Origin of the sequence: Streptomyces hoynatensis (assembly GCF_003626535.1) — a bacterium.
In the GTDB taxonomy this organism is placed as follows: domain Bacteria; phylum Actinomycetota; class Actinomycetes; order Streptomycetales; family Streptomycetaceae; genus Streptomyces; species Streptomyces hoynatensis.
Genome location: NZ_RBAL01000001.1, coordinates 82551 through 95969, shown reverse-complemented (window position 1 = coordinate 95969; position 13419 = coordinate 82551). Strand labels below are relative to the sequence as shown.

11 protein-coding genes are annotated in these 13419 nt (G+C 75.4%); 7 read left to right on the top strand and 4 right to left on the bottom strand.

Translation table 11 applies throughout. From position 1 onward, the window contains the following. Positions 1-21 precede the first annotated feature (21 nt). The 3 genes from D7294_RS00340 to D7294_RS00330 all read left to right on the top strand — a co-directional run bounded on the left by D7294_RS00340 (position 22) and on the right by D7294_RS00330 (position 3873). Complete coding sequence (locus D7294_RS00340) at positions 22-1290, top strand: serine hydrolase domain-containing protein (protein WP_241561999.1); 1269 nt, start codon at positions 22-24, stop codon at positions 1288-1290. A 637-nt stretch (positions 1291-1927) separates the two neighbouring features. After that, a complete protein-coding gene (locus D7294_RS00335; protein ID WP_120675194.1) occupies positions 1928-2851 on the top strand; it encodes a zinc-binding dehydrogenase in 924 nt (307 codons plus the stop codon). After that, positions 2848-3873 carry an alpha/beta hydrolase family protein gene (locus D7294_RS00330; protein WP_120674177.1) on the top strand — a complete coding sequence of 342 codons (1026 nt, stop codon included), beginning with the start codon at positions 2848-2850 and terminating at the stop codon, positions 3871-3873. The genes D7294_RS00335 and D7294_RS00330 overlap by 4 nt, the downstream gene beginning before the upstream one ends. 205 nt (positions 3874-4078) lie before the next feature. Here D7294_RS00330 and D7294_RS00325 read toward each other — a convergent pair whose 3' ends face one another. Together D7294_RS00325 and D7294_RS00320 are read right to left on the bottom strand one after the other, a co-directional pair. After that, entirely contained in the window at positions 4079-4906 is an 828-nt protein-coding gene (locus tag D7294_RS00325; RefSeq protein ID WP_120674175.1) for an ABC transporter permease, read from the bottom strand. 3 nt (positions 4907-4909) lie between these two features. Next, on the bottom strand, positions 4910-5620 hold the full coding sequence (locus D7294_RS00320) for an ATP-binding cassette domain-containing protein (protein ID WP_174248233.1): 711 nt from the start codon (positions 5618-5620) through the stop codon (positions 4910-4912). Positions 5621-5730: 110 nt separating this feature from the next. Between D7294_RS00320 and D7294_RS00315 the strand changes: the two genes are divergently transcribed. The 3 genes from D7294_RS00315 (at position 5731) to D7294_RS00305 (ending at position 9178) form a co-directional block, all read left to right on the top strand. Beyond that, on the top strand, positions 5731-6915 hold the full coding sequence (locus D7294_RS00315) for a sensor histidine kinase (protein WP_120674173.1): 1185 nt from the start codon (positions 5731-5733) through the stop codon (positions 6913-6915). Continuing rightward, positions 6912-7571: a response regulator gene (locus tag D7294_RS00310; RefSeq protein ID WP_120675190.1), complete on the top strand. Its 660-nt coding sequence runs from the start codon at positions 6912-6914 to the stop codon at positions 7569-7571. Before D7294_RS00315 ends, D7294_RS00310 begins: the two co-directional genes overlap by 4 nt. Positions 7572-7816: 245 nt before the next feature. Then, positions 7817-9178, top strand: coding sequence for a pyridoxal phosphate-dependent decarboxylase family protein (locus tag D7294_RS00305; RefSeq protein WP_120674171.1), 1362 nt, complete (start codon positions 7817-7819; stop codon positions 9176-9178). A gap of 55 nt (positions 9179-9233) precedes the next feature. On the opposite strand, the gene D7294_RS00300 is transcribed toward D7294_RS00305, so the two are convergent. After that, positions 9234-9497 (bottom strand): hypothetical protein, encoded by a 264-nt coding sequence (locus D7294_RS00300; RefSeq protein ID WP_120674169.1) that lies wholly within the window; start codon positions 9495-9497, stop codon positions 9234-9236. A 206-nt stretch (positions 9498-9703) separates the two neighbouring features. On the opposite strand from D7294_RS00300, the gene D7294_RS00295 reads away from it, so the two are divergent. Further along, a complete protein-coding gene (locus D7294_RS00295; RefSeq protein WP_241561998.1) occupies positions 9704-10498 on the top strand; it encodes an FHA domain-containing protein in 795 nt (264 codons plus the stop codon). Positions 10499-11159: 661 nt separating this feature from the next. Here D7294_RS00295 and D7294_RS33585 read toward each other — a convergent pair. Beyond that, complete coding sequence (locus D7294_RS33585) at positions 11160-13325, bottom strand: protein kinase domain-containing protein (RefSeq protein WP_158674541.1); 2166 nt, start codon at positions 13323-13325, stop codon at positions 11160-11162. Between the last annotated feature and the right edge of the window lie 94 nt (positions 13326-13419).

Below are 13419 nucleotides of genomic sequence, written 5' to 3'. Positions count from 1 at the left end.
CGACTCCGTAGCGTCCACCCCATGGAGACGGCGATACGAAAGCACTTCGGGCGATCCGCATGGGCGCGGATGACGCTGGCCCTCGCCGGCGTCGGCGCCGTCGGCGTGGCCACCGTGCTGGGCACGGGGCCCGGCGCCGAGGGCGCCGCCGCCCACCGGGCCGCACAGGGACGCTTCCAGCGGGACGCCGACGCGGTGCGGGACACCGGCGCCACCGGCCTGGTGGCACGGGCACGGGACGCCGCCGGGCACGACACCGCGGTCAGGTCCGGCGTGGCCGACCTGGACGGGCGCGACCCCGTCCACCACGACGCCTACTACCGGATCGGCAGCGACACCAAGACCTTCGTCGCCGTGGTCGCCCTCCAACTGGTCGCCGAGGGAACGCTCCACCTGGACGACACGGTGGAAGAGTGGCTGCCGGGAGTGGTGAGCGGCAACGGCAACGACGGCAGCCGCATCACCCTCCGCAACCTCCTCCAGCACACCAGCGGCCTTGCCGACTACACCGACGTCCTCTTCGGCGACCCCGCGACGCTGACACCCGAGGGCTTCCGGGAGGGGCGGTTCACCGCCCGCACCCTTGAAGAGGAGGTCGCGTTGGCCACCACTCGGCCTCCCGGCTGGCTGCCGGACGCCGAAGCCCCGGGTTCCGAGACCCGCTGGTCCTACTCCAACACCAACTACGTGCTGGCCGGCCTGATCGTCGAAAAGGCCACAGGACACCCCTGGGAGCAGGAGGTCAACGACCGGATCATCGAACCTCTCGGCCTACGCCACACCATGACCATGGGCACCTCGGCCTACGTCCCCCAGCCCACGGCCACCGCCTACACCCGGTTCCCGGGCCGGGAAGAGCTCACCGACACCACGCTCTCCGTGGACGGCGGACCCGACGGCGGCATCGTGAGCACCACCGACGACATGAACTCCTTCCTGCGCGCTCTGATGAACGGCACCCTGCTGCCCGCCGAACAGCTGGCGCAGATGCGCACCACGGTGCCCGCGCCGGGGATGGGCGGCAGCGACGAGGCGCGCTACGGCCTCGGCATCGCCTGGCGTCCGGCCGAGGGCTGCGACGCCGGGGTCTGGTTTCACGGCGGCACCTCGTTCGGCACCGTGTCCGAGGAGGTCGTCACCCCCGACGGCAGGGCATCGGCCGCCGTCGCCGTCTACACCACCCGCTATGACGACGAAGAGCGCTTCCTCCGGCAGCAGGCGGCCACGCTCTCTCTGCTGGACCACGTCGTCTGCGAGCCCTCCGGCCGGCCCTCTCACCCGCCCGCGTAGCGGCCCGCCCGCGTAGCGGCCCGCCCGCGTAGCGGCCCGCCCGCCCATACGGAAGAGGCGGTCACCCGCCGTGCGACGCGCGGGACGGGGGGCAGTTCGCGGGGCGGGGGGCAGTTCGCGGGGCGGGAGTCGCGGGTGGGAGTCGCGGGGCGGGGGACGGGAGTTGGGCACGCCCGCCGGGTCCGGTGCGGGCCCCGGGCGCCGGAAGCGGCACCGGCTCCGCCGAGTGTTCCGCTGCGTCCTCCGCGTCTTCGCGCGTTCGGCACCTGGGCCGGGGTGCGTATCGGCACGTAACCCGTGGGCCAGGCCGCCCACCGCGGGGGCGGCTGCCGCCCCTCGCCTACGCGCCGGCGCGTAGGCGGCGGTCGGCGCGTCGGTGCGTCGGTGCGCCGGCGGCGGTCGGTGCGTCGGCGCGTAGGCGGCGGTCGGCGCGTCGGCGCGTAGGCGGCGGTCGGCGCGTCGGCGCGTAGGCGGCGGTCGGCGCGTCGGTGCGCCGGCGGCGGTCGGTGCGAAGGCGCGCGCCGGCGCCGGGAGCAGGTCCCCCTCCGCGGCCTCACCACCGACGACAACCGAGGGTTGTCACACGCGCCGGGCCGTTGTTGGCCCCTGCGGCCGGGGCGGGGTTTCGATGTCCGGCATGCGCAGACTGATTCCCACGGGGGAGGCGGCGCGACCGGTGGAGTTCGCCGACGCCGACCGGCCGGTCCCCGAACCCGACGAGGCGTTGATCAGGGTGGAGGCGTTCGCGCCCAACCGCGGTGAGACGTTCCTTCTCGACCGCCCGCGCCCTGGGTTGCTGCCCGGCAAGGACGTCGCCGGGCGCGTCGTCCGGCAGGCGGCGGACGGCTCGGGCCCCGGTCCCGGCACCCGCGTGGTCGGCCATCCCCCGCTGGGCGGCTGGGCCGAGTACGCGGCCGTTCCCACGCACTCGCTGGCCGTACTCCCGGACGGCGTCGACAGCGTGCGGGCCGCGGCCCTGCCGCTCGCCGGGATCACCGCGCTGCGGCTGCTGCGCGCGGCCGGTTCCCCGGCCGGGAGGCGGCTGCTGCTGACGGGGGCCTCCGGCGGCGTCGGCCACTACGTCACCGAACTGGCCGCCGCGGCCGGTGCCGAACTGACGGTCGTGACGGCCACACCCGCCCGCGGCGAACGCCTCCGCGCGCTGGGCGCGGCCGAGGTCGTGCACGAGGTCGCGGCGGCCGACGGGCCGTTCGACGTCGTGCTGGAGTCCACGGGTGGGCCTCATCTGGCCACCGCCCTCTCGAAGTTGCGCCCCGGCGGCCTGCTCGTGTGGTTCGGGCAGGCCACCCGCACCCCGGCGACCCTCGACTTCTTCGGCCTGCTCGGCAGCCCCGAGGGGGTCACCCTCCGGCACTTCCACTACGCGGGCGCGCCCTACGGCCCCGACCTGGAGACGCTGGTGCGGCTGGTGGAGACGGGACGGCTGCACCCGGAGATCGGCCGGGTCGCCGACTGGTCCGACACCGCGGCGGTCCTGGTCGACCTGCGCGAACGCCGGATACGCGGCAAGGCCGTCCTCACCACGGAAGCGGCCCGGTGAGCGCCGCCGAGTGGGCGGCCGCCCTGTGGCCCCGGGCCGGCGGGGCGGGTCTCGATCCGCACGAGTACCGGCGCGTCACCGAGGGCCTCGGCTCGATCGCCGACTGGGCCCCTGCCTTCGTGCGCGCCGCGCGTGGCCACCTGGCGCGCGCGGCGGCCGCCGGGTCTGCCGTGTCCCGGGGCGGGCACCTGCTGGCGGCGGCCGGCTGGTTTCACGTCGCCACGCTGGGGCCCGGGGTGGAGGCAGGAGCGGCGGGAGCGGCGGCCGCCGAGGCGGATGCCGCGCTGGCCGGCGCGCTGGCCCTGCTCGATCCGGCCGCGCGGCGCGTCGAGGGCGAGGAGTTCACCGGCTGGCTGCGGGGCCCCGCCGACGCGCCTGCCACGGTGATCGTCGTGCCAGGTCTTGACTCGGCCAAGGAGGAGTTCCTGGATCTCGGAACCGCGCTGCTGGCCAGGGGGCTTGCGGTGTTCGCGATGGACGGCCCGGGGCAGGGGGCGCTGGCGGCCGGGACGGTCGTGCGGGCGGACTACCACCGGGTGGTCGCGCGGGTCGCCGAGGCGCTGGGCGTCGCGCGTTTCGGGCTCGTCGGGCTCAGTCTCGGCGGCTACTACGCGGCGGAGACGGCGGCACACGACCCGCGGGTGGCGGCCGTGGCAACCGTCAGCGGCCCCTTTCGGCTCGACTGGGAGCGGCTGCCGCGCACCGTGCGCGAGATCCTGACGCTGCGTGCCGGCGGGTCCGGGGCGGCCCGCGACTTCGCCGGCCGGGTGGATCTGTCGGCGCTCGCGGCGCGCATCGCCGCGCCGCTGCTGGTGGTGGACGGCGGGCAGGACGTCATCCCCGGGGTGGCCAACGGCGGGCAACTGGCCGCTCTCGCGCCGCGGGGGGAGTACCTGTCCGTGCCCCACGGCGACCACCTCCTCCTCAACGCGCGCCCTGATTGGCTGCCTTACCTCGCGGACTGGCTGGCCAGGGCCCTCACCGCGCCCTCCACGGCTGCGACGCCGCCGCCCTCGCCGTAACCGCCCTCGCCGCGATCACCGGCCCCGCGGTTGCCATTGCCGCGCAGCCGTGGCCGCGCAGCCGTGGCCGTTCTCGGCCGGGCGGCTGGGGCAGAAGGCCGAGGACTGCCCCATGCCGCTGCGGCCCGATCTCATCCGCGACCTCGGATGTCTCCGTCGCGCGCGTCCGGTCTCTTCTCCCTCCTCTGTCGGGCCGACTCCGCGCCTACTCCGCGTCCGCGCGTCGGAGGGTGAGGTAGCCGGCGAGGAGGGCGGCCAGGGTCCACAGGACCACCAGGACCAGAGCCGTGTCCGGGCCGTAGTCGCGGGCGAAGGCCGGGTCGCGCACCTCGTCGGCGAGGTGCATGGCCACCATGCCTGCCTGGTCCGGCAGGTACTGGAGGACCGTGCGCGCCACCGGGACGTTGCCCAGGCCCTGCGAGCCGAGGAACAGCAACGGCAGGAGGACGGCGAGCGCCCGGGACGTGCCGCGCATCAGGGCGGAAAGCCCCGCGGCGAAAAGGCAGATGAGGGTCAGGTACAGCCAGCCGGCGGCTATCGCGCGCAGCGTGCGGCCCTCGTCCGGGGAGGCAGCGTGGGGGCCGAGGGTCGCCTGGGCCGCGGCGTAGGTGGTCAGGACCGTGAGGAGCGAGACGACGCAGGCGGGCACGGCGATGGCGGTCATCTTGGCGGCGAAGAGGCGCCCGCGCCGCGGAACCGCCAGCAGCGAGGTGCGTATGGTGCCGGTGGAGAACTCGCCGCCCACCGCGAACACGCCGAAGACGGCGAGGGCGAGCTGGGCGAGGGTCAGGCCGTAGAGCGAGTAGAAGAGCGGGTCGTCGGCGGCCCGCTGCTCGGGCGTCATGCCGGGGTAGGCGTTGCGGTGGCTGAGGCCGGCGAGCAGGCCGAAGCCCACGCCGGTGAGCAGCGTGGCGGCCAGGGCCCACCACGTCGAGCGCAGGGTGCGCAGCTTGAGGAGCTCGGCGCCGATCAGGCCCGGCGCGCCGCGCGCGGCCACCTCCCCGGCAACCTTCGAGACGGGGCACTCGGGCATCGGCTACTCGCCTCCCGTCAGCCGCAGGAACGCCTCCTCGAGCGCGCCGGGGCCCTTCGCCCCGGTGAACTCCCGCACGGAGGCGTCGGCGAGCAGCCGGCCGCGGGCGATCACGACCAGCTGGTCGGCGGTGAGCGCCATCTCGGCCATCAGGTGGCTGGAGACCAGCACCGTCCGGCCCTCGGCCGCCAGCTTGCGCAGCGTCTCGCGGAGGCTGCGCAGCCCTGCCGCGTCCAGGCCGTTGCCCGGCTCGTCCAGCAGCAGCACCGGGGGGTCGCCGAGCAATGCGGCGGCGAGGCCGAGGCGTTGCCGCATGCCCAGGGAGAAGCCCGCCACGCGCCGGTCCGCCACCTCCGCCAGGCCGGCCAGCCGCAGCACCTGCGCGACCCGGGCCGCGGAGATCCCGTGGGTGCGGGCCAGCCAGCGCAGGTGGTCGCGCGCGCTGCGCCCGGGGTGCGCGCCGCCCGACTCGAGCAGCGCCCCCACCCGCCGCAGGGGCTCCTTCAGGCGGGCGTAGGGGCACCCGTCGATCAGGGCCTCCCCCGCCGTCGGCCGGGTCAGACCGAGGAGGAGGCGCAGCGTCGTGGTCTTGCCCGCGCCGTTCGGCCCGAGGAAGCCCGTCACCCGCCCGGGCCGCGCCGTGAAGGAGAGCCCGGCGACGGCCTCCCTGCTGCCGCCCGGGTATGTCTTGGTCAGATCCCGTACTTCGATCACCCTGCACACGCTAGGGAGGCGAGCGGGCCGGGCACAGTCTCCGAAAGTAGCCGGTGAAGGAGACGAAAGTGGATAGCCCGGGCGGAGGCGGTGACCGTACGCTTCCAGGTATGTACTCATCAGTGAAGCTCAGGCCGCCGACGGCAGCCATGGTGGTGGCGGCGGACACCGCGATTCTGGCCGCCGCGCACCCCGGCCTGCCCGCCTGGGCGCTGCCCGGCTTCGCGCTCGCCGGGGCGCTGGTCGCCGCGGTCGAACGGCGCAGCGCCTGCGCCGCCTTCGCCGCGGCCGCGCTGGTGCTCGCCCCGGCGACGGGGGCGGCCTATGTGCTGCTGCTGTGGACGGGCTATCGCGCCGGGTACGCCCTCGCCTCGCGGGCCGCCGCGGCGTTCGTGGTGGCCGCGGCGGCCGGTGGTCTTGCCGTCCAGGCGGTGCTGCACGTCGCCGAGCCGCGCGTGCTTCCCCATCTGGTGTGGTCCTCCCTCGTCTTCACGGCGCTGCCGCTGCTGGCCGGCCGTTATCTGGCCGAGCATCGCCGGCTGGTCGACTCGCTGCTGGCGGAGCGTCGCCTGCTGGCCGAGCGGGAGCGGCTGCGGGAGCGGCTGCGAATAGCCCGCGACGTGCACGACTCGCTGGGCCGCAGGCTGAGCCTGGTGTCGGTGCAGGCCGCCGCCCTTGAGGTTTCCGGCCGGCTGCCGCCGCGGGAGCGGGAGTCCACGCGGCACCTCGCCGAGGCGGCGCGCGGGGCCATGACCGAGTTGCACGGCCTGGTCGGCTCGTTGCGCGGGGGTGAGGCCGGCATACCCGAGCCCGGCGGGGTGGCGGCGGTCGAGCGGCTGATCGGGGAGTTCCGGGCGTCCGGGGTGGAGGTGAGCCTGCGGCGGGAGGGCGCGCCGGTGGAGCTGCCGCCGGCCTCGGGGGAGGCGGCGTACCGCGTGGTGGAGGAGGGGCTGACGAACGCCGCGAAGCACGCGCCCGGCAGGCCGGTGGTGGTCAGGATGGCGTGGGAGCCGGACGCCCTGCTGCTCACCGTGGCCAATCCGGCGGCCGGGCCGCCGGGGGACGGGCCCCGCGGCGGGCACGGGCTGGCCGGCCTGGGCGAACGGGCGCGCGCGGCGGGCGGCTTCGTCGACCACGGCCTGACGGAGGAGGGGGAGTTCCGGTTGTTCGCCATGTTGCCGGCGGGGGCCGCGGTGGCCCGTCCCGTGAGGCGCCGCGGCTGGCTGGAGGTGGCGATGGCGGTGGCGGCGTTCGGGGCGCTGCCGGCGAGCCTGCTGTTCGGGGTGCGCTGGTGATCGGCGTGCTGGTGGCCGACGACGAGCCGTTGATCGTCGCGGGCATCCGCACGGTGCTGGAGTCGGCGGGGGACATCGAGGTGGTCGCGGAGGCGGCCGATGGTGGAGCTGTACTGGAGGAGGTGATGCGGTGCCGTCCGGACGTGGCGCTGGTCGACATATCCATGCCGGTGCTGGACGGGCTGTCGGCCGTGGAGGAGTTGCGGCGCCGCGCCCCCGAGGTGCGGACGGTGGTGCTGACGGCGTTCGGCGCGGAGCCCAATGTGCTGCGGGCGTTGCACGGCGGCGCGGCCGGGTTCGTGCTGAAGAACTGCACCCCGGAGGAGCTGATCCGGGCCGTGCGGGCCGCGCACGGCGGCGAGGCGTTCCTCTCCCCGGCGGTGACGCGCGTCATCCTCGGTGTCGTGGCCCCGGACGCGCTGCCCCGCCGTCGTGAGGCGCTCGCCCGCCTGGAGGCGCTGACGGCACGCGAGGCGGATGTGGTGCGGTTGGTGGCCGAGGGCCTGTCGAACGCGGACATCGGGCGGCGGCTGCACATGAGCGAGACGACGATCAAGACGTATGTGAGCCGCGTCCTCGCCAAGTTGGCCTGCGAGAACCGGGTGCAGGCGGCGCTGCTGGTCCGGGATGCGGGCCGCGGGTGGGCGGGGGTGTAGGGGGCCGCCCTGCCGCGGGCGGGAAAAGCGAGGAGGAGGGAAAGGAGAGGGGTGAGCGGAAGAGGCCGGCGCGGGGGCGGGCCGGTCAACGCGACCGCGTTGCCGACTCGTTCGGCTGAACGCACGGCCGGGCTCCGCGTTCGGGTGCCGGAGTGACGTAGGACACCGGTGTGAACGGTGTGCCTGATGTGAGTTCCTTCGGCGGTGCGGTCCCACCGGTGGGCCCGGGGGATGACCCGGCCGCGGTGGCGCGTCTCGCGGCCCCCGGGCTGGTGGAGGAGGCGGCGCGGCGGCTGGCGGCCTACTGGCGGGAGGTTCCGGGGCTGGCGCCCGGTCGGGCCGAGTCGGCGCGGGGGTTGGCGGAACGGCTGGCGGCGCCGCCGGGCGAGGAGCCAGGCGACGGCGAGCGGCTGCTCGACCTGCTGGGCCGGGCCGTGGGGGCGGGTGAGGAGACGGGTTCGCCGCGGCACCTCGCCTACATTCCCAGCGCGGGGTTGCCGGCCTCGGCGGTCGGCGCCTTGCTGGCGGCCGGGTTCAACCGGGTGACCGCCATCCCGGACCTCAGCCCCGCCATGATCGCGTTGGAGGACGGGCTGCTGCGCTGGCTGTGTGGGGTGTTCGGCCTGCCGGCGGGCGCGATCGGCACCCTGCAGACCGGCGCCTCGCTGTCGACCCTCACCGCGGTGGTCGCGGCGCGGGAGGACCGCTTGGGCGAGGCCACCGCCCGCGCCACGGCGTACACCACCGTGCACACGCACGAGGTGGCGAGGAGGGCGCTGCGCGTCGCGGGGCTGCCGCCGTCCTGCCTGCGTACCGTTCCCACGACGGGCGACCTGCGGATGGACCCGGCGGCGGCCTCCCGCCTGATCGAGGCGGATCGCCGCGCGGGACGGACCCCGTTCCTGTTGCTGGCCAACGCCGGCACGGCCGTCTCCGGCACCGTCGATCCGCTGCCGGAGCTTGCCGCACTCGCCCGGCGGGAGGGGCTGTGGCTGCACGTCGACGCCGCGTACGGGGGCGGTTTCCGGCTCACGGAGCGCGGGCGGCGCAGGCTCGCGGGCATCGAGCAGGCGGACTCGTTGTGTGTGGATGCGCACAAGAGCCTGTTCGCGCCGTTCGGCGCGGGGGTCCTGCTGGTTCGCGACGCGGCCACGCTGCGCCGGGCGTTCGCGCTGGAGGCGGACTGCATGGCGGAGGTCTCCGGCGGCGGCGACCTGCCCACCTACAGCGATCTGGGGCCGGAACTGTCGCGTGAGAGCCGCGCGTTGCGGCTGTGGCTGCCGCTGCATCTGCACGGGTTGCGGGCGTTCCGGGAGGTGCTGGACCGCATGCTCGACCTCGCCGCGGAAGCGCACCGCGCGCTCGGCGCCCATCCCGCGCTGCGGGCGGGCCCCGTTCCGGATCTGAGCATCGTGACGTTCCGGCTGCGGCACGGCGGCGATCGGGCCAACCGCGACCTGCTGCGCAGGGTCAACGCCACCGGCGCCCTCCGGCTCGGCGGCGCCCCCGTCAACGGCCGGTTCTCGCTGCGGATGTGCCTGTTGCACCCGCAGCTGGACCGCTCGGCCCTGCGGGAGATGGTGCGGGTGATCGCCCGGGCCCTCTGAGGAGCGGTCGCCCGGGCGGCGCCGGGGACGGGACGGGGAAAGTTTCCGGGAGTCGTCAGGCGAACGGGTCGCCGAGGACGCCCGCGAGGCGGATGAGGCCCGGGCGCCCGTTGTCGAGGGCGAGGGCGTAGACGGTGTACGACCAGCCGCGTTCGGCCGCGTACCGGGACGCCCAGGCCAGGACCTCCTCGACGTCGACCTCTCCCAGGACCTCGTACTCGTCGGACGCCATGGCCGCCACGTCCCAGAAGTAGACCCGGTAGCGGGCGTGGTCCTGTTCCCAGGTGGTGTCGAGCGGGCTGACCTCACGGACGTTCATGGCGAGGAGTGTAGGCACCGGGGAGGCGGGGGCCGATGGGGTTTTCGGCCGGTGTGACGGGGGTGCCGGGGGCCGGGTAGGGGTGGCGTAGAGAGTTGGGTCGGGGTTGCCGGGGGCTTCGGCCGGTTGTGCGCCGGTTGCGGGCACTCTCCCGGTGGAGGCGACCGGAGGTAATCTCGGGGTGACGCAGGGAGAAGGGATGGGCGGTGACGCCACCGATGTCCGGCTCGTCGAGCAAGGTGAACCTCCTGCCGAGGGACTTCGGCAGTCTGACGCGCCCGCTCCCGGCGTCCGTCCGGCCCGGGACGCTGTTCGTCCTGGGCGTGAACGGTGGCATGAGCGTCGCGCCTGACGCCGGGTTCCGGCTGGTCTTCGGACGCAGCGAGCCCGATGTCCACGTGTGTGTCGGCGCGGAGGACCCGCACGTCAGCCGGCAGCACGGGCACTTCGTGCGCGAGGACACGCGCTGGGTGCTGCACAACCTGGGCCGGCTGCCGATCCGGCTCTCCCCCTCGCGGCTCGTGCTCAGCGGGGACCTGGCCGACCTGCCCACGGGTTACACGCCGTTGTTCATCCTCGGCCCGCGGCAGGAGCACCTGCTGGAGGTGCGGATCGCCGCCCCCTCCCCCTCGGCGTCCGCCGGAGTGGAGCACGAGGCCGCGACGCGGGGGCCCCAGGTGTGGCCGCTGAGCCCGGTCGAGAAGCTGGTGCTGGTGTGTCTCGGGCAGCGTTACCTGCGCAACGAGCCGTATCCGCAGCCGCTGACCTGGGCCCAAGTGGCCGCGGAGCTGAGCGAGTTGCGGCCGCAGGAGCGGTGGGGGGAACGCCGGGCGGCCCACATCGTCACGAACGTGCGCAAGCGGCTGAGCCGTTCGGTGCCTGGCCTGCTGGAGGAGGAGGTTCCGCCGCCGGTCGGCAACACCCTCAACCACAACCTGATCATGGAGCTGATCGTCAGCACCACGCTGCTCAAGTCGGACCTGGGTCTGCTGGGGGAGTGAGGTTGCCCGGCGAGCGCGACGCTACCGCGCGAGCGTGCCCGCCGCGTGCGGGTGGCGTTGCCGCGCGGGCGCATCGTCGCCGCGCACGCACGTCCGCCGCGCGAGGGCGACTGGCGGCCGTGGCCGCTGGCCGCGCGGGCGCGTAGCCGCCCGGCGCGAGCACGTAGCCGCCGCGCGCGCTGCCCGCTCGGCGAGCCCGCCGCCTCGGGAACGCGCCTGCCGGGCCGGCGCATTCGCACGTGCCATCCGCGCCGCTCAGGGCGGAGGCCGACCGCGCCGCCACGCCACGCGCCCCCACGCACGGTCCGCCACGCCACGGGTCCGCCACGCGGCGCGGACACTTGGCCGCGCGGGAACAACCCAACCACGCGGGACAACCTGACCGCCCGAGCCACGGCCCGCACCGCCCGGCCCGGCCGCGCCACCCCCACCACGCCCGCACCGCTCCGACCCGCCCGCGCCACCCCGGCCTCGCCCGCACCACCGGGCCCGGCCGCACCGCCCAACCCGGCCGCGCCCCCCACCACGCCCGCACCACCCCGACCGCGGACCGACCGCGTCGTCCGGCCGATGGGCGGCGCGCGGGAGGCAAGCGGCGCGCGCGGAGCGGGCGGGCGGGAGGCGGCCGGCCGAGGGTGGGTGGGGGCGGCTCCCGGAGGGTTCACGTGCCGCGGTTGACGTCCGGGTGGCTGAGGGCGGCCTCCTCGATGTGCCAGCGCCTCGTCAGGTCCGCGTAGGTGCCGTCCGTCATCAGCTCGCCGAGCGCGTCGTGGACGGCCTCCCGCAGTTCCGGCTGGCCGGAGGGCACCGCGATGCCCCGGGAGCCCTGGTTCTCCCCGGCGAAGCTGATGCTGAGCCAGGTGGCCTCCTCGGCGATGTAGTACGCCGCCTGCGTGTACAGCATCACCACCACGTCGGCCCTGCCCTCCCTGACCGCCTCGGCCATGTCGTCCTTGGTGGCGCTCGGCAGGATCTCGGTGTTCCCCGCGCAGTCCTCGGTGTGCCTGCGCACCGACTCCTCGGTCTCACTGTCCTGGTAGACGGCGATCCGGAGGCCGCACAGGTCGTCGAGGTCCCCGGAGCGTTCCGGGTCCTCGCTCACCACGGCCCAGCCGTCGACGAAGTGGTTGACGAAGTCGACGCCCAGCGTCTCCCGTTCGCGCTCGTTGTCCACGAAACTGCCCACCGCGATGTGGTTGGCCGACTCGCGGCCCTCGCGGACGGCGGCCTGGGCGGCGGTGTCCCCGTCGTCGGACTGGTCGAACACGACGGGGACGCCCAGTTGCCGCCCGATCGCCTCGGCGAGGTCCACCTCGAAGCCGGCCAGTTCCCCGGTCTCGTCCTCCGCGAAGATGATCGGGGGGTCGTCCTTGATGCCCGCGTGCACGATGAGCTCGCCCGCCTCCCGCACCTCCAGGGGGGCGGAGCCGGCCGAGGGCTGCTGCCCCTGCGCCTCGCCGTTCTCGCCCCCCACGTTCGCGACGATCAGCCAGGCCCCGAGGGTGAGCGCCACCGCCCCGGACACCCCCGCCAGCGCGTAACGCCCGCGGCCCCACCGCGCGGCGGGCGGAGCCGGGGCCGGCGTGGGGAGCGTCCAGGACGGTGCCTGCGAGCCGGGCAGCGGGGGACCGGCGGGAGCCGCGGCGGGCGTGGGCGCCGGCGAGTTCCCGGCGGCCCAGGGGGCGTGTCCCGAGTCGTACGTGGTCTGGTTGTGACGCACCGGCGGCTCGGGCGACGCGGAGGCGGGCGAGGCGGCGGCAGGGGGCACGGACGCGGGCGGGGCCGACTCGGGCGAGGCGGGCACGGGAGAGAGGAACGGGGGCGATCCGGCGGGGGGCGAGGCGGGCGAAGGGGAGGCAGGGGAGGGCGGGTCCCAGGCCGAGGGCGGGCGCGGGCCCCAGGAGGAGGGCGGCCGATCGGCCTCGGGGCCGTCGAAGGCGAGCAGGTTCGCCGCCACCTGCCCCAGCCGGGCCGTGAGTTCGGACGGCAGCCAGTAGACGCTGCCGGCCCGCCGCTTGGCGAAGGGCCCGAGTTCGGCCGGGTCAAGCCGCTGGGCCGGGTCCTTGGCCAGGCAGTGGAGCACGATGGTCCGCAGGTCCCCCGTCAGCGGCCCGTCCTCTGGCCCCAGGTGGGGCGGGTCGTTCAGCACCCGGTACATCACCGTGGGGGGCTGCGCCCCGTCCCAGGAGAACGGGGACATGCCGGTGGCGGCGTACGCCAGGACCGCGCCCAGCGCGAACACGTCCGCCGCGCCCGCGACCCGCTCCCCCCTGATCTGCTCGGGTGGCATGTACCCGGGGGAGCCGACCATGCCGCCGGTCCGCGTCAGCGCGGCGGCGTCGACGGCCCGCGCGATGCCGAAGTCGATGACCTTGGGGCCGTCCAGGGTCACCATCACGTTCGAGGGCTTCAGGTCCCGGTGGATCAGCCCGTTGCCGTGGATCGCCGTCAGCGCGCTCGACAGGCCGTACGCCAGCGCCCACACCGAGTGTTCCGGCAGCGGCCCGTGCCAGGCGTCCACCACCTCACGCAGCGAGGAACCCGGCACGTACGCCGTGGCGATCCAGGGGACGGCCGAGTCGAGGTCGGCGTCCAGGAGGGGCGCCGTCCACATGGCGCTGACCCGCCGGGCCGCCTCGGCCTCCGCGCGGAACCGCCGCCTGAAGTGGAGGTCCCGCGCCAGCTCGCTGTGCAGGACCTTGATCGCAACCATCCGCCCGCTGGGCGAACGGCCCAGGAAAACGCGCCCCATTCCGCCCTCGCCCAGCCGCGCCAGCAGCCGGTGGGGGCCGATGGCCGACGGGTCCTGCGGATATAACGCCTCCATTGCCGTCCTTCCTCCCTCGGCGCCGCTTCGAGCGTCCTCGGACATGGTCACGCTCGTCCAGCGTTGCAGGTTGCGCCCGGTGACGCCTCCCCGT